The organism is Variovorax sp. LARHSF232 (genome assembly GCF_052871435.1).
Genome location: NZ_JBIXJS010000005.1, coordinates 349,489 through 371,823, shown reverse-complemented (window position 1 = coordinate 371,823; position 22,335 = coordinate 349,489). Strand labels below are relative to the sequence as shown.

General features: G+C 68.7%; 23 protein-coding genes and 2 pseudogenes. 4 read left to right on the top strand and 21 right to left on the bottom strand.

Annotation, left to right across the window (positions count from 1 at the left end):
- Nucleotides 1–7 precede the first annotated feature (7 nt).
- From trbJ to ACIPRI_RS15925, 8 genes and pseudogenes are all read right to left on the bottom strand, one after another.
- Nucleotides 8–736 (bottom strand): P-type conjugative transfer protein TrbJ, encoded by a 729-nt coding sequence (gene trbJ / locus ACIPRI_RS15960; RefSeq protein ID WP_446622420.1) that lies wholly within the window; start codon nt 734–736, stop codon nt 8–10.
- A complete protein-coding gene (gene trbE, locus ACIPRI_RS15955; RefSeq protein ID WP_446622419.1) occupies nt 733–3,243 on the bottom strand; it encodes a conjugal transfer protein TrbE in 2,511 nt (836 codons plus the stop codon). The genes trbJ and trbE overlap by 4 nt, the downstream gene beginning before the upstream one ends.
- A 21-nt stretch (nt 3,244–3,264) precedes the next feature.
- The gene (locus ACIPRI_RS15950; protein ID WP_446622418.1) at nt 3,265–3,546 is read right to left on the bottom strand and encodes a VirB3 family type IV secretion system protein; all 282 of its coding nucleotides are present in this window, start codon (nt 3,544–3,546) and stop codon (nt 3,265–3,267) included.
- Nucleotides 3,543–3,854: a TrbC/VirB2 family protein gene (locus ACIPRI_RS15945; protein ID WP_446622465.1), complete on the bottom strand. Its 312-nt coding sequence runs from the start codon at nt 3,852–3,854 to the stop codon at nt 3,543–3,545. Before ACIPRI_RS15945 ends, ACIPRI_RS15950 begins: the two co-directional genes overlap by 4 nt.
- A gap of 71 nt (nt 3,855–3,925) precedes the next feature.
- Nucleotides 3,926–4,975 carry a P-type conjugative transfer ATPase TrbB gene (trbB, locus tag ACIPRI_RS15940; protein ID WP_446622464.1) on the bottom strand — a complete coding sequence of 350 codons (1,050 nt, stop codon included), beginning with the start codon at nt 4,973–4,975 and terminating at the stop codon, nt 3,926–3,928.
- Between the two features lie 196 nt (nt 4,976–5,171).
- Nucleotides 5,172–5,624: pseudogene (locus ACIPRI_RS15935) on the bottom strand (CopG family transcriptional regulator); the annotation flags it as partial.
- Complete coding sequence (locus ACIPRI_RS15930; protein WP_446622417.1) at nt 5,621–7,726, bottom strand: conjugal transfer protein TraG; 2,106 nt, start codon at nt 7,724–7,726, stop codon at nt 5,621–5,623. The gene ACIPRI_RS15930 and the pseudogene ACIPRI_RS15935, both read right to left, overlap by 4 nt.
- A gap of 304 nt (nt 7,727–8,030) precedes the next feature.
- Nucleotides 8,031–8,600 carry a helix-turn-helix domain-containing protein gene (locus ACIPRI_RS15925; RefSeq protein ID WP_446622416.1) on the bottom strand — a complete coding sequence of 190 codons (570 nt, stop codon included), beginning with the start codon at nt 8,598–8,600 and terminating at the stop codon, nt 8,031–8,033.
- A 574-nt stretch (nt 8,601–9,174) separates the two neighbouring features.
- Between ACIPRI_RS15925 and ACIPRI_RS15920 the strand changes: the two genes are divergently transcribed.
- The 3 genes from ACIPRI_RS15920 to ACIPRI_RS15910 all read left to right on the top strand — a co-directional run bounded on the left by ACIPRI_RS15920 (nt 9,175) and on the right by ACIPRI_RS15910 (nt 12,652).
- Nucleotides 9,175–9,420: a helix-turn-helix domain-containing protein gene (locus ACIPRI_RS15920; protein WP_446622415.1), complete on the top strand. Its 246-nt coding sequence runs from the start codon at nt 9,175–9,177 to the stop codon at nt 9,418–9,420.
- Between the two features lie 192 nt (nt 9,421–9,612).
- Nucleotides 9,613–11,754, top strand: a complete 2,142-nt coding sequence (gene pabB, locus ACIPRI_RS15915) for an aminodeoxychorismate synthase component I (RefSeq protein WP_446622414.1) — start codon at nt 9,613–9,615, stop codon at nt 11,752–11,754.
- The gene (locus ACIPRI_RS15910; protein ID WP_446622413.1) at nt 11,738–12,652 is read left to right on the top strand and encodes a DMT family transporter; all 915 of its coding nucleotides are present in this window, start codon (nt 11,738–11,740) and stop codon (nt 12,650–12,652) included. Before pabB ends, ACIPRI_RS15910 begins: the two co-directional genes overlap by 17 nt.
- A gap of 19 nt (nt 12,653–12,671) precedes the next feature.
- Here the strand turns inward: ACIPRI_RS15910 and ACIPRI_RS15905 are convergent, their stop codons facing one another.
- The 5 genes from ACIPRI_RS15905 to ACIPRI_RS15885 all read right to left on the bottom strand — a co-directional run bounded on the left by ACIPRI_RS15905 (nt 12,672) and on the right by ACIPRI_RS15885 (nt 16,481).
- Entirely contained in the window at nt 12,672–13,001 is a 330-nt protein-coding gene (locus ACIPRI_RS15905) for a hypothetical protein (protein WP_446622412.1), read from the bottom strand.
- A gap of 386 nt (nt 13,002–13,387) precedes the next feature.
- Nucleotides 13,388–14,023, bottom strand: coding sequence for a hypothetical protein (locus ACIPRI_RS15900; protein ID WP_446622411.1), 636 nt, complete (start codon nt 14,021–14,023; stop codon nt 13,388–13,390).
- 112 nt (nt 14,024–14,135) lie between these two features.
- Nucleotides 14,136–14,684 (bottom strand): helix-turn-helix domain-containing protein, encoded by a 549-nt coding sequence (locus ACIPRI_RS15895; protein WP_446622463.1) that lies wholly within the window; start codon nt 14,682–14,684, stop codon nt 14,136–14,138.
- A gap of 193 nt (nt 14,685–14,877) precedes the next feature.
- Nucleotides 14,878–15,228, bottom strand: coding sequence for a chorismate mutase (locus ACIPRI_RS15890; RefSeq protein WP_446622410.1), 351 nt, complete (start codon nt 15,226–15,228; stop codon nt 14,878–14,880).
- A gap of 5 nt (nt 15,229–15,233) precedes the next feature.
- Nucleotides 15,234–16,481, bottom strand: coding sequence for a Bug family tripartite tricarboxylate transporter substrate binding protein (locus tag ACIPRI_RS15885; RefSeq protein ID WP_446622409.1), 1,248 nt, complete (start codon nt 16,479–16,481; stop codon nt 15,234–15,236).
- Between the two features lie 570 nt (nt 16,482–17,051).
- Here ACIPRI_RS15885 and add point away from each other — a divergent pair.
- The gene (gene add, locus ACIPRI_RS15880) at nt 17,052–18,062 is read left to right on the top strand and encodes an adenosine deaminase (RefSeq protein WP_446622408.1); all 1,011 of its coding nucleotides are present in this window, start codon (nt 17,052–17,054) and stop codon (nt 18,060–18,062) included.
- A gap of 81 nt (nt 18,063–18,143) precedes the next feature.
- Here the strand turns inward: add and ACIPRI_RS15875 are convergent, their stop codons facing one another.
- From ACIPRI_RS15875 to tnpA, 8 genes and pseudogenes are all read right to left on the bottom strand, one after another.
- On the bottom strand, nt 18,144–19,145 hold the full coding sequence (locus tag ACIPRI_RS15875) for an ABC transporter substrate-binding protein (RefSeq protein WP_446622407.1): 1,002 nt from the start codon (nt 19,143–19,145) through the stop codon (nt 18,144–18,146).
- A gap of 357 nt (nt 19,146–19,502) precedes the next feature.
- On the bottom strand, nt 19,503–19,790 hold the full coding sequence (locus ACIPRI_RS15870; protein WP_446622406.1) for a hypothetical protein: 288 nt from the start codon (nt 19,788–19,790) through the stop codon (nt 19,503–19,505).
- 67 nt (nt 19,791–19,857) lie between these two features.
- On the bottom strand, nt 19,858–20,082 hold the full coding sequence (locus tag ACIPRI_RS15865) for a hypothetical protein (RefSeq protein ID WP_446622405.1): 225 nt from the start codon (nt 20,080–20,082) through the stop codon (nt 19,858–19,860).
- Between the two features lie 74 nt (nt 20,083–20,156).
- Nucleotides 20,157–20,453, bottom strand: coding sequence for a hypothetical protein (locus tag ACIPRI_RS15860; RefSeq protein ID WP_446622404.1), 297 nt, complete (start codon nt 20,451–20,453; stop codon nt 20,157–20,159).
- 174 nt (nt 20,454–20,627) lie between these two features.
- The gene (locus tag ACIPRI_RS15855; protein WP_446622403.1) at nt 20,628–20,960 is read right to left on the bottom strand and encodes a DUF5076 domain-containing protein; all 333 of its coding nucleotides are present in this window, start codon (nt 20,958–20,960) and stop codon (nt 20,628–20,630) included.
- A gap of 67 nt (nt 20,961–21,027) precedes the next feature.
- Nucleotides 21,028–21,474, bottom strand: a pseudogene (locus ACIPRI_RS15850) (IS66 family transposase); the annotation flags it as partial.
- 130 nt (nt 21,475–21,604) lie between these two features.
- The gene (tnpB, locus tag ACIPRI_RS15845) at nt 21,605–21,937 is read right to left on the bottom strand and encodes an IS66 family insertion sequence element accessory protein TnpB (RefSeq protein ID WP_446622402.1); all 333 of its coding nucleotides are present in this window, start codon (nt 21,935–21,937) and stop codon (nt 21,605–21,607) included.
- The gene (tnpA, locus tag ACIPRI_RS15840; RefSeq protein ID WP_446622401.1) at nt 21,934–22,296 is read right to left on the bottom strand and encodes an IS66-like element accessory protein TnpA; all 363 of its coding nucleotides are present in this window, start codon (nt 22,294–22,296) and stop codon (nt 21,934–21,936) included. The genes tnpB and tnpA overlap by 4 nt, the downstream gene beginning before the upstream one ends.
- Nucleotides 22,297–22,335 lie beyond the last annotated feature (39 nt).

The following is a 22,335-nucleotide window of genomic DNA, read 5'->3' as shown; positions in this document are numbered from 1 at the left end:
AGGCCCCTCAGTTGCCGTAGAAATTCACGCTGTAGGGCGTGTACGGCGTGCCGCTGCCCATGAAACGGCGACGCACCTCGCGCGCGCGCTCCTGCACCGCCACGTGCCGCACCTGCTCCAGCGCCGCGGCGCGGTCCTGCGTGATCTGCAACTGCTGCGCCTGCATCGCCTGGCGTGACTGCAGAGCCAACAGCTGATTGGTCGCCTGCATCGCCTGCAAGGCCCCTGTGGCCGACTGGCTGCGACTCACGAGATCCGTGAGCGCCTGCTCGTCGGATGCCAGGTTCTGCAGCGCCTGCGACTGCACCTGGGTCGCGGTGCGCAGGGCTTCGAGCGAATTGCGCCAGCGCTGCCGTGCATCGCCGGCCATCTGGGCGCCGGACACTGCCGCCGACAAGGACTCGGGGTACAGGCGCTTGAACTCGTCCTCCATGCGCGAGACATTGAAGGCGAGCCCCTGCGCATGCTGGATCAGCCGGTTCGTCGCCGACAGGGTCGACTTGAGTTCGGACAGCGCGCTGAAGTCCAGGCCTGCAAGGTTCCTGGTCTGGTTCCTGAGCATCTCGGCCTGGTTCTGCAGCTGCTTGATCTGGTTGTTGATCTGCTCCAGCGTGTTGGCCGCCGTCAGGAGGTTCTGAGCGAGGTTCGCGGGGTCGACCACGACCCACTGCGCGCGTGCATCGGGCATGGCGCCGATCAGTGCGGCGGCGGCAACGGCGATCAAACTCTTCTTCATGGCGATTCCTCCTGCGGGGTTGCGGAAATGGACGGGAATGGAGTCGGAAACGAAGCAATGAGATCGGCGGCCCAGTCCAAGCCGCAGTGGCGTAGCCAGGCGGCCGCAAATCCGAAAGTTGGTACAGAAGCGCAGACGGCATCGATGGCCCGCTGGTCCTGCGGCGAGGACGCACCTGCAAAGGCCAACGCCGCCGGTCCGAGCCCCAGCTCGAAGACCCGGTTGCCCAGCCTCGACTGGTAGTAGTAGTCGCGCTTTGGCTGCGCCGTGGCGACGATCTCGATCTGCCGGCCGTTGAGCCCGAAGCCCTCGTAGATCACCCGGATCTGCGGCTCGGTGGCCTGCGGGTTGGGCAGGAAGATCCGGCTCGCGCAGCTCTCGACGATGGCCGGCGCGATGCTGGAGCCCTGGATGTCGGCCAGGCTCTGCGTCGCGAAAATGACCGACACGTTCTTCTTGCGCAGCGTCTTGAGCCACTGACGGATGCGCGCGGCGAACACCGGGTCGTCGAGGAACAGCCAGGCCTCGTCGAGGATGAGAAGGGTCGGCGCACCATCGAAGCGTTCATCGAAGCGCGCGAAGAGATAGCCCAGCACGGCCAGCACCGCGGCCTTGCTGTGCATCAGATCTTCCATCTCGAAGCCCTGCACCGATGCGCTGCCGAGGCGATCGACGTCGGCATCGAGCAGGCGGCCGTGGGCGCCGCCCAGGACATAGGGTTGCAGGGCCTGGCGCAAGGCGTTCGATTGCAGCAGCACCGACAGGCCCGTCATCGTCCGCTGCTCAACCGGCGCGCTCGCGAGGCTGTTGAGGGCCGACCAGACCGCGGCCTTTTCCGGCGGGCCAACGGCCACGCCTTCCTGCAGCAAGCGGCCCTCGACCCACTCGGCCGCCCAGCTGAGATAGCCCTCCTGATCGATGCGTGCCAATGGCTGAAAGGCGATCGCCCCATCGCTGCCCAGCTCATAGTGCTCGCCCCCCAGTCCGAGGATCGTGGCGCGCATCGAGCGCCCCATGTCGAAGGCCAGGATGCGCGAGCCGGCATAGCGGCGAAACTGCAGCGCCAGCGTGGCGAGCAGCACCGACTTGCCCATGCCGGTGGGCCCGACCACCAGCGTATGCCCAACGTCGCCGATGTGCGTCACGAGCCGGAATTGCGTCGCGCCGTCGGTGCGCGTGACGATCAGCGGCGGGCCATTGAGATGCGCGTTGCGCTCGGGCCCGGCCCAGACGGCCGACACCGGCATCATGTGCGCGAGGTTCAAGGTCGAGACGATGGGCTGGCGCACGTTCGCGTAGGGGTGACCCGGGATCGACGACAACCAGGCCTCGACCGCGTTGAGGGTTTCGGGGATCGTGACGAAGCCCCGGCCCTGGATCGTGCGCTCGATCGCGCGCAGCTTCTCGTCGGCCGCAGCCGCCTCGGCGTCGAGCACCGTCACGGTGGCGGTCACGTAGCCGAAGGCCACCTGGTCGCTGCCCAGCTCCTGCAGCGCCGCGTCGGCGTCCGCCGCCTTGTTCGAGGCGTCGGAGTCGACCAGTGGGCTCTCCTGCTGGAAGAGGGTCTCGCGCAGCAGCGCGACGATGTTCTTGCGCTTGGCAAACCACTGGCGGCGCAGGCGCACGAGCTCCTTTTGCGCTTCGGCCTTGTCCAGACACAGGAAGCGCGTGCTCCAGCGGTAGGCGAAGCCCAGGCGGTTCAGGTCATCGAGCAGGCCCGGCCAGGTCGAGGTCGGAAAGCCCCGCACCGACAGCACACGCAGGTGCAGTCTCCCGAGCATCGGCGCCAGCCCGCCCGTCAGCGGCTCGTCGGCCAGCAGCGCATCGAGGTGCATCGGCACCTCGGGCACGGCCACCGCATGTCGGCGCGTGGACACGCAGCCGTGCAGGTAGGTCAGGGTTTGCGCATCGTCGAGCCAGGCTAACTCGGGCATCACGCCCTCAAGCAGGCCCAGGAAGCGCTCGGTCTCGCAGACGAAGGCCTCCAGCCGCCCTTGCCAGTGCGTCCCGTTCGATCCACCCGACCCGCCCGCGCCACCCTGCCCCTCCATCCCGCCGTTCATCTGGCCGTTCATCCCGGCGTTCTCGTAGAGCAGGCCCGCGGCGCGCGCCTTCGACTCCTCGGGCGGCAGGTACAGGAGGGTCAGGTGGTAGCGGCTCTCGAAGTGGCTGGCATCCTCTTCGAAGGCGGCGCGGCGCTCCTCGTCGATCAGCCAGGACAGCGGCTCCGGGAACGACGAAGCGGGATAGCCGGCCGCCTCGCATCGCTCGGCCTCTACGAACAGCGCCCAGCCCGAGCCAAGCCGGCGCAGCGCGTTGTTCAGGCGCGCCGAGGTGGCGACGAGCTCGCCCTGGGTGGCGCTGTCCAGGTCGGGCCCTCTGAAACGCGCCGTGCGCTGGAACGATCCGTCCTTGTTGAGCACGACCCCGGGTGCGACCAGGCCGGCCCAGGGCAGCCAGTCGGCCAGCAGCGCCGGGCGCCTGCGGTATTCGGCGAGGTTCAACATGGTGGGTTTTCCATGGATGCCTCACGCGTCCAGCAGCGGCCGGTGCTTGATGTGCCGCGCGAAGACCTGCATGAACTGCGGGTCCAGACGCGCGCCCCGCACCGCCAGCGTGTGCCCCAGGCTCCACAGCACCAGGCCCGGCAGCCACAGCTGCAGGCCCAAGCCCACGGCGGCGGCCAGAGTGCCGTTGACGATCGCCACAGTGCGCGGCGCGCCGCCCAGCAAGATTGGCTCGGTGAGCGCGCGGTGCAGCGCGATCTCGAAGCCGTTCACCGGCGCGAAGGAATCGATGGACGCACTCATGTCAGCACCGCGCCGCCGCTGAAGCTGAAAAAGGCCAGGAAGAAGGACGAGGCCGCAAAGGCGATCGACAGGCCAAAGACGATCTGGATCAGCCGCCTGAAGCCTCCCGAGGTGTCGCCGAAGGCGAGCGTGAGGCCGGTGGTGATGATGATGATCACCGCCACGATGCGCGCCACCGGTCCCTGCACCGAGTCCAGGATGGACTGCAGGGGGCCCTCCCAAGGCATGTTCGAACCGGCTGCGCGCGCCGGCGCCGCCAGGGCCAGCAGCACAGCGGACAGCAGCAGCCTGCGCGGGACGCGACGCATCGCGCGAAGGCGCCAGCGCACGCAAAAGTGCGCCCGAAAGCGCGCCCGCCAGGCGCCGCAGATGAAGGTCGTCATGCCATGTCTCCTGGAAGTGCCCCTGAATCAGGATCGAACGGTGCCGCTGGCGCGGCAGGAAGCGGCCGCACCGCCGGGTCCGGCTGCGGCCGCGTGAGATCGCCGCGCAGGTGGTAGCCCAGCGCGTCGTGGCCCGTCACCCGCACGATCTCGCGCAGGCGGCGCGCGCGACCGCGCCCGTGCAGGACCACCACCACGTGCACGGCCTCGGCGATCAGCGCGCGCGGCACCACCACCGACACCTCCTGCACCAGCTGCTCCAGCCGCACGAGCGCGCCCGCGGCCGTGCCCGCATGCACGGTGGCGATGCCGCCCGGGTGCCCGGTGCCCCAGGCCTTGAGCAGCTCCAGCGCCTCGGCGCCGCGCACTTCGCCCACCACGATGCGGTCGGGCCGCAGGCGCAAGGTGGCGCGCACCAGGTCCGCGAGCGTCGCCACCCCGGGTTCGGTGCGCATGCTCACGTGGTCGTCGCACAGGCAGCGCAGCTCCAGCGTGTCCTCCAGCACCAGCACGCGGTCGCGCGTGCGAGCGATCTCGGCCAGCAGCGCGTTCGCGAAGGTGGTCTTGCCGGTGCTGGTGCCGCCGGCCACGAGGATGTTCCAGCGCTCGCGCACGGCCTCGCGCAAGAAGGCCGCTTGCTGGGCGCTCAGGATGCCGTCGGCCTGGTAGTCGTCCAGCGTGAGCACGCGAAGCGCGTGCTTGCGGATTGCAAAGGAAGGGGCGCGCACCACCGGCGGCAGCACCCCGAGGAAGCGCTCGCCGCTTTCCGGGAGCTCGGCCGAGAGGATGGGCTGGCCGGCATGCACCTCGGCGCGCACGTGCGCGGCCACCAGCCGCACGATGCGCTCGGCCACCGGCGGCGCGAGCGATACGCCGGTGGGCGAGCGGCCCGCGCCCAGCCGGTCCACCCACAGCGTGCCGTCCGGGTTGAGCAGGACCTCCACCACGTCCGGGTCGTCCAGCGCCGCGGCGATCTCCGGGCCCATGGCGGTGCGCAGCATGCGCAGGCGCCGCTGCGCCGGCTCGGCGGCCGCAGCCCCCGGCATCTGCGCGGCCGCCGGACCGGGATGCGCGGGGCCGATGTCAGGATCACGCGCCATGGGGGTCCTGCCTCCCGCGCGCGGCGGTGTCGTCCGATTCTGCTGGGGTCTGCGGCGCCTGCGTCGCACCCATCGTGCCCGTCGCTCCGGTCGCGCCAGGGATGTCGGGCATGTCGGGCATGTCGGGCATGTCGGCCGCCGCCGTTGCCCGAGCCGCGCCGCGGCCCACGGTCGCTGCGGCGGCCGCCGCCTCGAGCTCCTCGCCCAGCTCGCGCGCCAGGCTCTGGCCGCGCTGCAGCTGACGGCCCAGCTGGTCCACGTACTGGGCATAGCGCGCCCGCCCCTGGGCGCGCGCGGCCTCCTGCTCCTCCTGCGGCACCGGCAGGGAGAGGGTCAGGTAGATGCGCACATAGAGGGCCAGGGCCTCCACCAGCAGGTTCTGGTCGCGCTCGAGCCGGTCGAACTGGCGCGACAGGCGATCGAGCCGCCGAAGGACGGTGAGCTCGCGCTGCTCCAGCGTCTCGGGCGAGGCCAGGAAGACGGACAGAGCCGCGGCGATGAGCGCCGACTTGGACACGCCCCGGTGCGCGGCCAGCGCCTGCAGCCGCCTGGCATGGTCCGGCTCCAGGAAGATGTTCAGGCGCGCGCGGCTCACAGCGCCACCCCGTCATCGACATCGCCGGCGATGTGCCGGGCCGGCACGTCGCCACGCGTTGACGCCATGGCCCCATCCGGGGCCCGCCGCCCATCGAGCGCTCCACGTCCGCGCTCCTTCACGCTGGCGCCCCGCCCCGCGCCGATCGCCGCCCGATCCGCCAGAGCGCCGCTCGCCCAGGGCTCGAGCGCCGGCGCGCCGGTCCGCGCGGGCCCGGCGATGGACTGGAGCTCCAACTCCCGCACCCACCCGCAATCGTCCGCCATGCCCGGCGCGGCGTCGGCGCAGGCCTCGTCCGGGCCCATGTCCGGCGGCGGCGGCGGCGCCGGCAGCGCGCTCCAGTCGTCAGGCCGTGGCGGCGGACGGTCCGCGAAGCCACCCTCGGCAAGCGCCGGGGGCGGGCGCAGGCGCCGCAGGAAGTTGCGGTCCTCGTAGTAACGGAGCTTGCGTGCGCGGATGGGCGGCTGCCCAGCCACCAGCACCAGGGATTCATGCGCGGGCAGCTGCATCACCTCGCCGGGCGTGAGCAGAGCCCGCGCGCTCTCCTGGCGCGACACCATCAGGTGGCCCAGCCAGGGCGCGAGCCGGTGGCCCGCGTAGTTGGCCTGTGCGCGCAGCTCGGTGGCGGTGCCCAGCGCATCGGAGATGCGCCGCGCGGTGCGCTCGTCGTTGGTCGCGAAGGCCACCCGCACGTGGCAGTTGTCGAGGATCGCGTGGTGCGGCCCGTAGGCACGGTCGATCTGGTTGAGCGACTGCGCGATCAGGAAGGCCCGCAGACCATAGCCCGCCATGAAGGCCAGCGCCGACTCGAAGAAGTCCAGGCGCCCGAGCGCGGGAAATTCGTCGAGCATCAGTAGCAGGCGGTGGCGCCGCGCGATCCCGTCGCTGCCATCGAGCGACTCGGTCAGGCGCCGCCCGATCTGGTTGAGCAGCAGGCGGATCAGGGGCTTGGTGCGGCTGATGTCCGAGGGCGGCACCACCAGGTACAGCGACACCGGATGCTCGGCGGCGATCAGATCGGCGATGCGCCAGTCGCAGCGCGAGGTGACCGCGGCCACCGTCGGGTCGCGGTACAGCCCCAGAAAGCTCATCGCGGTGGACAGCACGCCCGAGCGCTCGTTGTCGCTCTTGTTGAGCAGCTCCCGCGCGGCCGAGGCAACTACCGGGTGCACGCCGAGCCCGCCGAGGTGGGGCGTGTCCATCATGCGCCGCAGCGCGACCTCGAAGGGGCAGGCCGGATCGGACAGGAAGTTGGCCACCCCGCGCAGCGTCTTGTCGGCGCTGGCGTAGAGCACGTGCAAGATGGCGCCCACCAGCAGCGCGTGCGAGGTCTTCTCCCAGTGGTTGCGCCGCTCCAGCGCCCCTTCCGGGTCGACCAGGATGTCGGCGATGTTCTGCACGTCGCGCACCTCGTGCGCGCCGCGGCGCACCTCCAGCAGCGGGTTGTAGGCGGCCGAGCGCGCATCGGTGGGGTTGAACAGCAGGCAGTGCGAGAAGCGCGCGCGCCAGCCTGCGGTGAGCTGCCAGTTCTCCCCCTTGATGTCGTGCACCACCGCCGAGGCCGGCCAGGTGAGCAGCGTGGGCACCACCAGTCCCACGCCCTTGCCCGAGCGGGTCGGCGCGAAGGCCATCACGTGTGCGGGTCCCTCGTGGCGCAGGTAGCGCGCCCGCCGCCCGGCCGTGCAGCCCAGCAGCACCCCGCGCCCCGCCAGCAGGCCCGCGCGCTCGATCTCGTCGAGCCGCGCCCAGCGCGCGGAGCCGTAGGTGGTGGCCGCGCGCCGCAGGCGCGCACGCCGCAGCGACAGACCCACGGCGGCCAGTGCCGCCACCCAGCCCCCCGAGGCGGCGATGACCCCGCCGATCCGAAAGACACCCGGCGCATAGGGCTCGAAGGCGTACCACCACTGGAAGAGCTTCCAGGGCGCGTACACCGCAACGCCGGCCACGTGCCCCCAGGGGGCGCCCAGGCGCGCCTGGTGGCCGAGCGCGCCGGCGGTCCACTGCGTGCCCGCCCAGACGCCGGCGAACGCCAGGCCCAGCACGGCCCCCACCTGGCCGTAGAGGAGGCCGGTGGGGGGCGTGGCGATGCGCGGTGGGGTCATGGAAGCGTCTCTCCTTCAGCTGCAGCGGTGCATGCATCGAAGTCTTCGCGATGGCGCCGTTTGCACCCACCCACGCGGTCGCAGCGTGGCGCAGCCCGTCGCAGATCCACCCAGACCTACGGTCCACACCGTTCGGTCCAAGCGCTCACCACCTGTGACGTCGCACGCGGATGCGAGGAACGCGCGACCCATCATTGGCAGTGCATCGGCATGCGCCAACTATCAGAACGGGTGGCACGGCCGACGTGGCGCGCGCCACGCCACGCCACGCCGCGACGCCTCGCCACGGTCAAGAGGTCGGGGCCTAGTCGCGCGCCGCCAGGGTGACGAGCAGGTAGCTGGCGGGGTGCGCGAGCACGGCCTCCACACCGTGCGGCACGCGCGCCTCGAACAGCAGCGCGTCGCCCCGGGCGAGCACCAGCACCCGGGCGCCGTGCCGGTAGCGCAGGCCGCCCTCGAGCAGGTAGAGGAACTGCAGGCCCGGCTGCTGGAAGTCGGCATAGGGCCGCGCGCCGGGGGCCAGGCGCACCAGGTAGGGCTCCACCCCCAGGTTGCCCGACAGCACGTGGCCCAGCAGCTCGTAGCCCAGGCCGGCCACCTCGCCCATGCGCCGGATCTGGATACCCTGGCCGGCCGGCACGAAGGACAGGTCCGCGCGGCCGTTTCTGCGGCAAAAGAAGCGCGAGGGCGGCACCTGCAGCGCCTCGGCCAGCCGCACCAGGGTGTCGACCGAGGGCGAGACGAGGCCCCGCTCGATGCGCGAGAGCATGGAGGCGGACACGCCCCCCTCGCGCGCGAGTGCCGCGGCGCTGCGACCGCTGGCGATGCGCAGCGCGCGCACCTCCTCGCCCAGGCGCAGGGCGGCCTCGCTCACCGCCGGGCCCCGCGACGGCGCGGCTGCGTGAGCGAGGCCGGCAGGCGCGGCCGACGCGCCGTCGGCAAGGGCGAAGGGGGCGCGGCCCGGCGACTCATGGCGGCGCGCTCCCCTCCCCGCCCCCCTCCTCGCTCCCCTCCCCGCCCCCCTCCTCGCGCCCAGCCTTGCGCCCGGCCTTGCGCCCAGCCTCGCCGCTGCGCGGACCGTGCGCGCCCGGCCCCTCGCAGGCCCCCGGCCAGCGCTGTGGCGCCAGCCGCCCGGGCGGCCCGAACGGCCCCGGCGGCCGGGACGACCCGCGCGGACCCCGCGCCCCGCCAGGGACCCGATCCACCCCCTGCGGCGCGGCGCGCCCCTCGGTTGGCGACGGCGCGCGCACCCCCGCGCCGCGCGGCGACCCCGCGCGAGCGCGCCGGGCGCCACCCAACGCCGCCGGCTCAGGCACCGCGTCGCCAGACCCCGACCAGGATTGCATCGTCACGTCCCATGAAGGCCAGTTTGGCCTTTTTCAAGGACCGAATGATAGCGTGAATATGCCAATTTGGCCTATTCTTCAACTGCGGCGAACATCGGGCCCGTGCAGACTCTCACCGCCCATCGCCGCCGCCAGGAGGCCCTCTGCCGGCACCTGCGCAAACTGCGCCGCCTGGCCGGCCTCACCCAGCTCGAGCTGGGCCAGCGGCTCAAGGTGGACCAGTCCCACGTCTCCAAGATCGAGCGCGGCGAGCGCCACGTGGACGTGCTGTTCTACCTGGACTGGTGCCGCGCCTGCCGCCTCGCGCCCGAGGCGACGCTGGTCGAGCTCATGCAATCGGGCGGCTAGCCGCCGACCGGCCCACCAACCGGCCAACCGGCCCCGCCTCCCGCCCGCGCCGGGCCAGCCGCCACCGCCGGCGGCTGCCCTGCGCACGCGCGGCAGGTCCCCACCCAAACAGGTAGTTGGACGCCGCGCGCGGCGACTCCACCATCGGCGCACCTTCCCTCCTGTTTCCTCACCTTCTCCCGAGGTCCGGCCATGCGCACGCTGCTCATCGACAACTACGACTCCTTCACCTACAACCTCTACCAGTACCTGGCGGCCAGCAACGGCCAGGCGCCCACGGTGGTGCGCAACGACGAGCGCCGCTGGCAGGAGCTGCGCACCCAGGACTTCGACAACATCGTGATCTCGCCGGGCCCGGGGCGCCCGCAGCGCGCCAGCGACCTGGGTCTGTCGGCCGACGCGCTGCGCCACGCGGACATGCCCATCCTGGGCGTGTGCCTGGGCCACCAGGCCATGGCCCACTACTGCGGCGCCACGGTGGAGCTGGCCTGCCGCCCCATGCACGGGCGCCTGGACCAGGTCTCGCACACCGACAGCGAGCTCTTTCGTGGGATCCCGTCGCCCTTCCAGGCCGTGCGCTACCACTCGCTGGCCGCCACGCGGCTGCCGCCGGACCTGGAGGAGCTGGCCTGGACACCCGACGGCACGCTGATGGCGCTGCGCCACCGCCACCTGCCCTGGTGGGGCGTGCAGTTCCATCCCGAGTCGGTGTGCACCGAGTTCGGGGCGCGCCTCTTGGCCAACTTCACGCAGCTCAGTCGCGAGTGGCTCGCCCGCCACCGCGACGCGGCCGGCGGGGACGATTTCCCGAGCCGCGCGCCCCACCATGAGTCGGGCGGCGAGACCACCATCCGCCTCAGCCTGCATGTGCATCGGCTGGACGGCTTTCCGGATCCAGAGGCCGTATTCACGCAGTGCTTCGCCGACGCGGACGCTGCCTTCTGGCTGGACAGCAGCGCGCACCAGCAGCCTCAGGGGCGCTTTTCCTACATGGGCGATGCGCGCGGCCCGGCGGCCGAGGTGCTGCGCTACCGCACCGCGCCGCGCGAGCTGCAAGTGCAGCGGTACGCCCAGCCGTCGCTCGCCAGCACCACCGACGAGAGCGTGCTCGACCACCTGGCCTCGGGTCTCACGCGCCGCTCGGTCCCCACCGGCGCCTGGCCCTTCGAGTTCGTCGGCGGCTACGTGGGCTACTTCGGCTACGAGCTCAAGGGCGAGCTGCAGGGCGAGGCCGCGCACCCGGCCACGACGCCCGACGCGCTGTGGCTCTTCGCCGACCGCCTGGTCGCCTTCGACCACAGCGAATGCGAAGCCTGGCTGCTGTGCCTGGACGAAGGGCCCTTGTCGCCCGCCAACGCGCAGTGGATGGCGCAGATGCGCGAGCGCCTGCAGCAGCCCGCGCTGGCGGTTCCGCCACCGCCGGCGCCGCCCGACGCCAACGCGCCGCTGGCGGACCTGAACTGGCGCATCGAGCTCGAGCGCTACCGCGAGCTCATCTTGCGCTGCCAGCAGGAGATCGTGCAGGGCGAGACCTACGAGGTGTGCCTGACCAACCAGCTGCGCGGCGCGGGGCGCATCGACACGCTGGCCGCCTACCGGTGGCTGCGCCAGCGCAACCCGGCGCCCTTCGCGGCCTACCTCAAGGCGGGGAATCTGGAAGTGCTGTGCGCCTCGCCCGAGCTGTTCCTGCAGCTGTCGGCGGACCGCACCCTGGAGTCCAAGCCGATCAAGGGCACCACGGCGCGCGGCGCGACACCCGAGCAGGACGCGCTCAACGCCCAGTTCCTCACCGAGGACGAGAAGACGCTGGCGGAGAACCTGATGATTGTGGACCTGCTGCGCAACGACCTCACCCGCGTGTGCGAGGTCGGCAGCGTGCACGTGCCGCGCCTGTTCCATGTCGAGTCCTTCGCGACGGTCCACCAGCTCGTGAGCACCATCCGCGGACGGCTGCGCGAGGACCTGTCCATCATCGACGTTGTGCGGGCCACCTTTCCGGGGGGCTCGATGACCGGCGCGCCCAAGGTGCGCACGATGCGCATCCTCGACGGTCTGGAGGCCGGCCCGCGCGGCATTTATTCCGGCAGCCTGGGCTTCCTTTCGCTGGACGGCCAGGCCAAGCTCAACATCGTGATCCGCACCATCGTCTGTGATGGCCAGGAAGTCTCCATCGGCGCGGGCGGCGCGATTGTGGCGATGTCCGACCCGGACGCCGAGGTCCAGGAGGTGCAGCTCAAGGTGCGCGCCCAGGTGGAGGCGCTGCGCGCCAGCGGCGCCCTGCCCGCCGTGCCTGGACACGACACCGCGCCGCCGCCCGATGGCCGCGCCCACTGAGAACCGGCGCGGCATCGCGCTGATGCTGCTGGCCATGGCCTGCTACGTGGCCAACGACGCGCTCATCAAGCTCGCGGCGCCGCACTGCACGGCCGGCCAGATCCTCCTGCTGCGCGGGGTCTGCGCCAGCGCCATCGTGCTCGCCCTGGCCATCCCCGCGCGGGCCCTTGCCACCTGGCGCGCCGGCCTGCGCCCCATCGTGGGCCTGCGGGTCCTGCTGGAAGTCAGCACCGCCCTCACCTCCGTCCTGGCCCTGGCCCGCATCCCGCTGGCCACCGTCACCGCCCTCATGATGAGCGCGCCCCTGATCGTCACGGCGCTGAGCATGGCCAGCGGCATGGAGCCACGGCGCATGGGCCGCATCGTTGCCACCGCCCTGGGCTTCGCCGGCGTGTTGATGGTGCTGCAGCCCGCGGCGCAATCCAGCGACCCGGGCAGCGGCCCCGGCCTGCTGCTGGCCCTCGCCTGCACCGCCTCCCTGGCCGCGCGCGAATGGGTGAACCGGCGCGTGCCGACACAAGTGCCTTCCCTGCTTCTGGCCGTGCTCACCACCGCGGCGGTCACGGCGGCGGGCGGACTCATGGCCGCCGCCGAGCCCTGGCGGTCTCCCGCGACCACGAACGCGCTGGCCTGGATCGCGGGCGCGGCGGTCTTCACCGCCATCGGCAACTACGCGGTCATCGCCGCCACCCGCCGCGCCGACCTGTCGGCGGTCGCGCCCTTTCGGTACAGTGCCATCGTGTGGGCCTTGCTGCTGGGCTATCTGCTGTGGAACGACACCCCCGACCGGATGGCCTGGATCGGGATCCTCTTGATCGTCGGCAGCGGCGCGGGAATGTTGCGGGCACTCAATCTTCCGCCCGCCCGGCCGACGAGCCGGGGCCAGGGCAGCAAATAGCCCAGTCCCCCCGCTCGCTCTACAGTTCGCTGAATTCACTGTCCGAGAGGTGTTCGCGCCGTCGCCAGTCGTCGATGAATGCCTTGGATTTGCGTCGCAAGGCATCGGTCGCTTCATCAGCCACTTCGAACTCTCCTCTCAAGGCGATTCGGCACTTCAAAGTGCCCGCTTGAAACAATTCGGCCCTACCTGCGTAGCGCCGCTCGGGCCAGTCCCAGCTGAGGTAAACCAGCACCTGCCAATCTTCGACTTCCAGGCGCTCCGGCAACTGAGACGCGTCCATGTGGTTGCCCCATGAATAGAGGTCATGATGAATTGCTTCCAAGTCCAACGACAGGCGGCAGACCATGGTTGTCGCTCAAACGGTTGGTGCACACACGCTCCGGCAACAAGGATCTCGATGCGAATTTCGAGTCTCCAAGGATCGCAAGGTCTGCGGCTAGATGCCGCTTTTTGACGACTCGCGCCGATTCGAGCATCGCCCGCGATGTCGCTTCAAGACTGTCGCCGCTGGTTGCCATGCGCATGGAGCACGTTGCTTGGTTTCCACGGGCTGACGCATACGTTGATATGACTTCTCGACGCATTGGCTTCATGAAGCCTGCACGCTTGCTTTCTCAATGGGTCCTTTTCGCAGCGCGACCCATGGGGCAAGGTCAATCCGACTTCATCAACGCAGCAATGCATCTGCCCCGCACGTAGAGTCCCTCTGGAGCAGCGCCCCCTTGCCAAGCCTCAACGGCGATTGGCAACTGCGTCGTCATCGATCTCCTTGAACAACGCCGCAGCAGGACTCGACGTCCACACCAGGGTCTGGCCGCGGTCCACAGGGCGCGGCCCGTAGACGATCCACGCATCGCACACCGCGCCGATGGGCTGCACTATCTGCAACCGATCGGGGTAGTCGCGGGCCAGTGACTCGAAAGCAATGCCTGCCGCATACCGCCCGCACAGCAACCCCTCACCGACCTTCGAGACCGTGGGCTCGAAAACTCGGTTCGGCCACCGCGAAAGGTCGACGTAGTGTTCGGTGGCCGGCTGCAGGCCCACGGCGTCATGCGCCTCACCTTCAGCAGCCGCCGGGTGCGTGGAACGCAGCAGCGCCATCGGCTGGCTGGGCGAGACGAAGGCATCCACCACGAAGAGCGAATTGCGGTACCGGCCGGTGATCTCCGGCGCGGCCGGATGGACGGCGCACTGCAACAGGAAATCCGCCTCCCCGGCCATGACCTGCCCTGCCCCGTCGTGGAAATCCTGGACATAGCCGATGATGGCCCGCTCCTGCAAGCGTAGGCCGTGCGCCGCCAGGTAGCGCCGCAGCACGAAACCGTGGTTGCCGCCCTTGGGGCCCAGGGTCAGGAATCTCAGCATGCCGGTTACCTCGTCACAACAAAACTCGATGCGGTGCAGCCCTGGCACGGCCACGCGCACGCAACGACGGCCAGTATGAAGGACCCGCCGCGCTTCCCGCAGCGCATGCGCCTCAGCTCCTTACCGTGAAAACGATCGACAGGTAGGCCACCGGCCCGTCCTCGATGTGCTCCACGCCGTGCAGCGCCGTGGCGTCGAACATCAGCGTGTCGCCGCGCCCGAGCACGACCGCCCTTGTGCCGTAGCGGTAGCGCAGCCGGCCCGAGACCACATACAGCAGTTTGACTCCCGGATGCTGAAAGCTGGTGTAGGGCTGCGCCTGCGGCGCCAGTTGCACCAGGTAGGGCTCCACAAACAGATTGCCCGACAGCAGGTGCCCGACCAGCTCGTAGCGGTAGCCGGCGGCCACGCCCACCCGTTCGACCACCAGGCCGCCGCCCGCCGGCACATAGGAGAAGTCGAAGCGCTCGGCCTGGTCGGAGAACAGGCGCGACAGCGGCGCACCGAGTCCGCTCGCCAGGCGCTCGAGCGTCTCGATGGAAGGCGAGGCCGTCCCCCGCTCGATGCGCGAGATCATGGAGCGCGACACCCCGCTCTCGCGCGCCAACGCACCACCGGACAGGCCTGCCGCCACCCGCAGCGCCTTCACCTGCTCGCCCAGGCGTCGCGCCGCCTCGCTGCGCGGCGGCGTGGCGTTCTCGCGCGGCCGGTACAGCCCCTCGGGCAACCGCAGCTTGCGCGCCGTGGGGAACGGCGAGGCGACGCTGCGCCGACTCACCGCGCGGCACCCGCCCGCACGAGGAGAAGGACCGGAGCACCGAATGCAGCCATGGAAACCGTCGCGCGCCCCGGGATCAGCCGCGCGCCGGGCTGCCGTCATCCGCCCCCTGCGCACCGATGATCGCGTCCTCCAGGCGGCAGGTCTCCTCGATGATGAGTGCGTACAGCCGGCGCAGGAGCTCGCCGCTCAGGCCATGGGCCATCGCGAAGGCGGCCGCCCGCTCCTGCACCACGCCGATGCGCGCGGGCTGCATCATGGGCACGCCGTGCTGCTTCTTCCAGTGGCCGATGCGGCAGCAGCATTCCAGGCGCTCGCGCACCAGCTCCAGCAGACGCTGGTCGATGGCGTCGAGTTCGCCGCGCAAGACCTGCAGCTGCGCCGACATGTCCGACTGCGGCGGCGCCGAGGAAAGAGTATTCGCCATGGCGCTCACTCCACCTTCACCGCGCCCGAATCGATCAGTGCGCGCACCTGCGCCGTGTCCTGGCGCAGCCGCTTGGCGAAGTCGTCGGCAGGGATGCCCGCCGCCTGGTAGCCCTGCTGGAAGAGCTTCTCGCGCACCTCCGGGCGGTGCACGATCCCGGTCAGCAGCAGCGACAGGCGCTGCACCAGGGCGGCCGGCAGGGTGGCCGGGCCGGCGACCGCCGTCCAGATCTCCAGCCGGAAATCGCGCGCCCCCAGTTCCTGAAGCGGGGGCACCAGCGGCGCCAGGGGGCTGCGCGTGGTCGAGGTCACGCCGATCGCCCGCAGCTTGCCCGTCTGCACCTGCGCCTGTGCGAGGCCCGGCGGCAGCAGCGCCAGGTGGATCTGCCCCGAGAGCATGGCATTGACCACCTGCGGGTTGCCCTGATAGGGCACGTGCACCGGCGCGATCCCGGTGCGGGTCTTGAGCAGCTCCATGCCCAGGTGGCCGATCGTGCCCATGCCGGGCGAGCCGTAGCTCCAGCGATCGCCGGCCTCGCGCGCCGCCGCGAGGAACTCCACCCCGCCCCGACCGGGCGCGTCCGCCGGCGCGGCGAGCACCAGAGGCGCGGTGCACAGCAGGTTAATGGGCGCCAGGTCCTTCTGCGGGTCGTACGGCGTGGCCGGGTTCAGCAGCTTGGCCGTCGTCATGTTGCCGTTGATCAGGATGCCCAACGTGTGCTGGTCGGTGGACTTGGCCACGATGGCGGCGGCGATGTTGCCGCTGGCACCCGTGTGGTTGTCGACGATGACCGGCTGGCCCAGTTCCTTGGACAAGGACTCGGCCAGCGCACGGGCGACCAGGTCGGGCGACGAGCCGCCGCCGAAACCCACCACCAGCCGCACCGGCTTGCTGGGCCACGAGGCGCCCTGGGCGGCCTGCGCACGCGCCGGGCGCATGAAGACGGCGGCGCCCACGACGACGGCCCCGGCCAGCCCGACCTCCAGCAGCAGGCGACGGCCCACGCGGTGCCCGGGACCGACGACAGCGGCCGGCGCCGGTGCAAGCGCCGCGCGCAGGGCCTCCGACACATGCACCGCACGCGACCGGGCAGCCGCACCCGAGACATCGACCCGCTCCGACATCTCGGGCGTCTCGGGCGTCCCGGGCGGCCCGCGCATCTCGACAGTCCCGGTCGTATCGACGGTGTCAAGCGCATCGGCGCTGGCGCCAGCCCGCTCGGGCACGTTGGTGGAAGAAGACAAATCGCGCATGGTTCACTCGGTGGTTGGGTGAACCGATCGTCCGCCGCCGCCCCCGGCGCCTCAACGCTTGCATGCCGTGCGAGGACGGCATCGCCTGCGCCCCGGGCGTGTTGCATGGCATGCACACACGTGCCGGTACATGGCACCCGCCGACGTCGCGCGCCACCCCACCTCTCAGGTAGTACCGCGCTGCGGGGCAAGGTGTTTCCGCAATTGATGGGAGGTCACCCGCCGCCACGCAGCGCGCGGGTGTAGGAGCTGTCGCGCTTTGCCGCGTTCGATCCCGAGCGCGACGGCGCGAGCGGCCCTCGCCTCGCCGCTGGTCGTCGCGCTGCTGCGGGCGGGCCCTGCACCGGACGGGCGGCCGGCACCTGATCACGGTCTCGCCGCCGGGTGTCGGGCGTCTGTTGCGCCGCTCGGGCTTCAGCGAACGGGCGTAAGCGTCCGGCTATCCCGTCTCGGACCCGTGACTAGGCAGCCACGGCAAATACTGGATATGCGCGCCGGCGTATGACGTTGCGCTGTCGTTGCGCGAGACTGGCGGTTGGCGCCCCCACGTGCACACACAAGCGAGTCCCCATGTCCACTCCGCAGACCTCTCACATTGACCGACTGCGTGCCCTGCCGAAGGCCGAGGTCCATGCTCATCTCGAAGGCTGCTTCGAACCGCTGGTTCTGGAGCAATGGGCAGCGCGGGCGGGCGTGGCCATGCCCAGGCCTCCCGATCGCTTGTTCGAGTTCACAGGCCTGGCTGACTTCCTGCACTTCCTCGACTGGGCTTGCGGTCTGGCGTCGACACGCGAACGCCTTGCAGAACTGAGCTACGGCTTCAGCAAGCGGCTCGCCGACAGCGGTGCAGGCTACGCGGACGTAATCGTCAATCCGACCCACTGGAAGGCGTGGCACGGCCGACTGCCCGAGATGATCGACGCGATCGATGCCGGCTTCAGCGCCGCGGAGCAGGACGGTCTTCCGCCAGTGGGCTTGTGCATCAGTCTGCTGCGCACGCAATCTTCGGACGCCGCGGCCGAACTGGTCGATACGCTGATCGCGCTGCGGCATCCGCGCGTCGTGGCGCTCTCCATCGATGGCAACGAAGCTGCTGCCGGACGCACCGGCCCACGTTTCGCAGAGGCGTTTCGCCGCGCTGGCCAAGCGGGGCTGCGCCGCACCGTGCATGCGGGCGAGTCCAGCGGCCCCGAGGGCGTGCGGGACGCCATCGAACTGCTGGGTGCCGATCGCATCGACCATGGCGTGCGAGCGATCGAGGACCCCGAACTGGTCGAACTGCTGGTCGATCGACAGATACCCCTTGCCATCTGCCCGACTTCCAATCTCAAACTGGGTGTGTATGCCTCCATCGAGGATCACCCGATCGATCGCCTGCGCCATGCCGGCGCCGTGGTGTCCATCAATACGGACGATCCAGTCTTGCTGGGTGCCAGCCTGGAGGGAGAGTACGCGCTATGCAGCAAGGCCTTTGGTTGGTCGGATGACGACCTGCGGGCACTGGCGCGCAACTCGATCGAAGCAAGCTTTGCGAACCCTGACCTCAAGGCAAGGCTGATCCAGGCGCTGTCGAGCTGGTGAAGCGCGCGTGCTGGTTCGACCAGCGATGCGGCAACAGATCCTGGATACGGCTGGCGGGCTGAGTAGGCAGCTGCTCATTGCTCACTCGACCAGTTCGTCGATGCGAATCATGAGTGAGGGCGAAATTGCCATTCCAGCGCGCCGAACGGCCCTCCTATTTACAACCAGCTCGAATCTTGTTGGCTGTTGGATGGGTAGGTCACCTGGCTTCTCACCCTTCATGATGCGATCAACATACGTCGCCGCTTGACGGTAGTTTGCCCCGATGTTCACTCCGTAGCTGATCATTCCCCCGCTGACCGTGTACTCCCGAAACGGATAGATAGCGGGAAGTTTGGAGGCAGTGACGACGGCAACAACTCTTTCGCGAGCCGCGACCAGCACTGGATCGGGAAATACTATCAATCCATCGGGTCTGACTTCGTCAATCATTCTTTGTAGACGCTCCAGGTCATCTGCTCCACCAAGCATGAGAGGCAGAATCTTGACGCCAAACTTCTTTGCCGCCTCCTCGGCTTCACGTTGGAAGGTATTCGCCACCGGATCTTTGATTCGGCGAACGACACCGATGCGTCGTACGGTGGGCGCGAAATCCAGGAGCAGCGAAAGTTGCTTCTGAATTAGACCCTCTGTCAGGCTCGACATCCCCGTCACGTTGCCTCCAGGTCTGGCAAGGCTCCCAACAAGTCCGGACTCGACCAAGCCCCCACCGTTCGCGATGACGATTGGAAGCGTCTGCGTGGCCTGCTTCATAGCCAGCGCCACAGGTGTGGAGCTCACCACGATGACGACAGGTCCCTTCTGAACAATTTCTTCTGCGAGAGCAGGGAGCCTGGAGAAGTCTCCGTCCAGATAGTGCTGCTCAACAACAATATCGTGGCCCTCCCGGTATCCGAGTCCGCGTAGCGCGCTTCGAAACGCATCGACAAGGTGGCCGAAGGTGTGCTGTGACCCCGGAAGTAACATGCTGATGCGCCGGACAGAACTTTGCGCGCCGGCATGCATCGACGCGACTGCACCAATCACTAGCAAAAGCTCTCGCCTGCTTGCCATGGAAAGAGGATACCCGTTGAGGCTGCGCAAGCGCAAAGCTTCGGTCAGCGGTTGGCCGCGTGTGGAACGGGGTGCCGATGTGAGGACACTACTTGTCCAGCAATTGGTCCAAGGCCAGCTTTGCCGCGGTCAAGGCTGCCTGGTAGGCAGCCTCTTGCGTTGCATACGTGCCCTTTTCGGAGCCCTGAAGGACGGCCTGATAGTTGCTGCTGGCTGGCTCGTGCCGCCAGCAAGAGTAGAGCGCAGAGAACGGACCGTCTCCGAGACCCGCTGGAATGGCAAAGATCGCGTGACCGCGGTACGGCGTAAAGAACGGATGCAAGGAGAAGCCTCTCTGGTGGAGACCACAGTATGAAAGAGCGCCCCATCCTCTTCAGACTGGGCGAGCTACGCCCCTTTCTCCGAGGCGTCTTCGTTCGGCGTCAAGTGTCGTACCGCCAGTTCGAACCCCTGGTCGAAAGCACTGTCCAAGCTCCTCGCCCAGTACTTGGTCGGAAGATCGCTCAGACGGTCCGTTTGCCCGCTGCTTCTACTCACGTAGATGTGAAACAGCCATCCGTCCGTCTCAATGTCGTAGCCAGCAACCACCTCGACGCGGACGCCCAGATAGGTGCCCTGCATCACGTGACGCGGCCCCGTCTCCGTTTGCACCATGTTCTCGACTCTGCTCGGCATGGCATCTCCCTTCGAAAGACCCAGTATGACTGAGCCCATCCTCTTCAGCGCGCCAGGGCCGACCCAGTCACCCAAGCGGCACGTATTGCCAATAGACCATGACGACGCGAACACGCGGTGGCACGCCGGCATTTACTCCTTCGGCGACCGCGGTGGGCGTCAGAGGAAGGACGTTCACGGACACAATATCCGACTCGTCGAGTCTCATTTCAAGGATGTGGTCATTGCATGCATCGATGGCGTCGGCCAGCTCAACAGCGTGCGAATCGAATATGCAGAGGTCACGGAGCATGAATAGTCAACCTGTGAGGGAAAGGCCGATTTTCTGTATGCGTCCGGGGATCTCGCCTTGACCGACTGCAGGAGTCAGTTTGTGAGAGATGCGAGCTGCTTAGCGAGCGACTGCCGCTGTTGCTCCAGGCCCATGTTGCTTGCAGCCAAGAGAAGCGGTTGGATGAGGGGCGGAACCGCGCAGTGAGCGTCCTCCACAATGCCGAGCAGCGTGTCGAAGGCCAAGCTAAGCTCGTTGTGCGCGAGGAATTCAACGAACTGTTCAAGCTGTGAAGAGAACTCGGCAGCAACGTCTGCAGGCAGCGCAGTTCTCGCCTCGCGTAGGAAGGCTTCGGTTCGTGCCCAAGACTGGATCAGTTCAGGGGTTGCCACTGGATCACCTTCGCGCTTGATGAACGGAGAGCATAGCCGCTAGCCCCCTCGCTCTGTAGAGCTTGGCCGAGTTGATCAGGCTCACGACAGCAGCGGGGCGGCATGCGTCTGATGAACTAGTCTTGACGACGGTGGCGCGTCTCAGCTGCCGCGGTGCGGCAATAGATTCGACTATTAATGCCTCAGAACGAAGTCGCCTGTTACCTCGGAAGTCGGGGCGCCGAGTTCCCGAATAAAGGCGTCTCGAATTTTCTGAAGCGACTCAGAGGCGTTTGATGTGGATCCCGCCTCCAGCGCGTTGGCGACATGTCTCGCGGAATCTGCGAGTATCGTTCCCCAAGCCTTCTCTTCCGGGATGTTCGTCGTCTCCCGGTACATGCCAATCTTCATGGAGCAATGAAGGCGTTGCTCAGCGATCCACACGCGTAGCATTTCCACTGCGTCGCCATCGCGTAGCGCGGCTTCCGGTATTGGGCGTTGATTGAGTTTCATGGCTTCATGTGTCATTTCTTCGGCTCCTATGTTCCCGTCTCAGTATGCGTCCGCTGACGCGTCTTGACGGGCGGAGATGTAATCAGATTGCGGCAGGCCGCCAGCGATGCGGCAACAGATCCTGGATGCGACTCGCAGGCTGAGTAGGCAGTCGCTCGAGCACGTCCTTCAAGTAGGCGTACGGGTCATGCGCGTTCAGTCGCGCGGAATGCACGAGACTCATGACCGCAGCGGCGCGCTTGCCCGCTCGCAATGAGCCAGCAAACAGCCAGTTCGAGCGTCCGATGGCAATGGGCCGGATCTGGTTTTCAACCCAGTTGTTGTCGATGGGCAAGTCGCCGTTAGTGATGTAGCGCGTCAGCGCCTCCCATCGTTTCAGGCTGTAGTCGATCGCCTTGGCGGTCTCCGACCCGTCGGGCACCTTTTGCCGCTGCTGCGTCAACCACTGTTGCAAAGCATCGGCGATCGGTTTGGACTTTTCCTCTCTGATCTCGTCCTTGAGTGCCACCTCCGCTTGCAGCGCGCGCAGAACCTGGCGCAGTTGCTCCGGATTCAGCGAGTCGATGTTCTCGTTGGCGATCACGGACAGTGATCGTGCCGGGCCATCGGCCGACGCGCATCGGCACATCCGGCAATTGCGCGATCCACGGCCCCTCGTTCTACAGCACTGTGATGATCCCGGCCTCGCCGACGCGCTGCCAGGGCAGCCCCAGAACGAGGGCATTGAGCTGCGCATGGGTCAGTGCCAGCGTCGAGCCGCTGTCCTTGGGCCAGACGAACTTGCCGCTGTTCAAGCGCCGCGCTGCGAGCCATACGCCGATGCCATCGTGCACGAGCACCTTCATGCGGTTGGCGCGCCGATTGGCAAACAGGTAGGCGTGGTGCGGCCGAGCTGAGCCGAAGACGTTGACGACGCGCACCAGTGCTGCTTCGGTGCCGGCACGCATGTCCAGCGGCTCGATGGCCAGCCACACCGCGTCCACGCGAATCACCGCAGCAATTCGCGCATCCAGCCCGCGAAGTCGGCAACCGCTGACACCGGCCATGTGATCGTCATCGAGGTCGTGCCGCGGCGCAACTGGATCTGGATGTCGCTCGTGTTCGTGGATGTCGACACGGCCGGCAGCGACACCGGCACGAACTCACCGCTGCCCGCCGGCACCGCAGGCCGTCCTTCGCGGGCGAGTTGTCGCCACCGGTGCACGACGTTCGCATTGATGCCGTGTGCCATCGCCACCTTGGCGACCGAGGCGCCGGGCGCATCGCATTCCGACAGCACCTGCGCCTGCATCTCTGCGGTATAGCGCCGCCTCGATCCAGATCCCGATGCAGACTTGTCGCTTGTCATCATGTCCACCTATTTTTGAGTGGACACGATCCTTCACGTCGC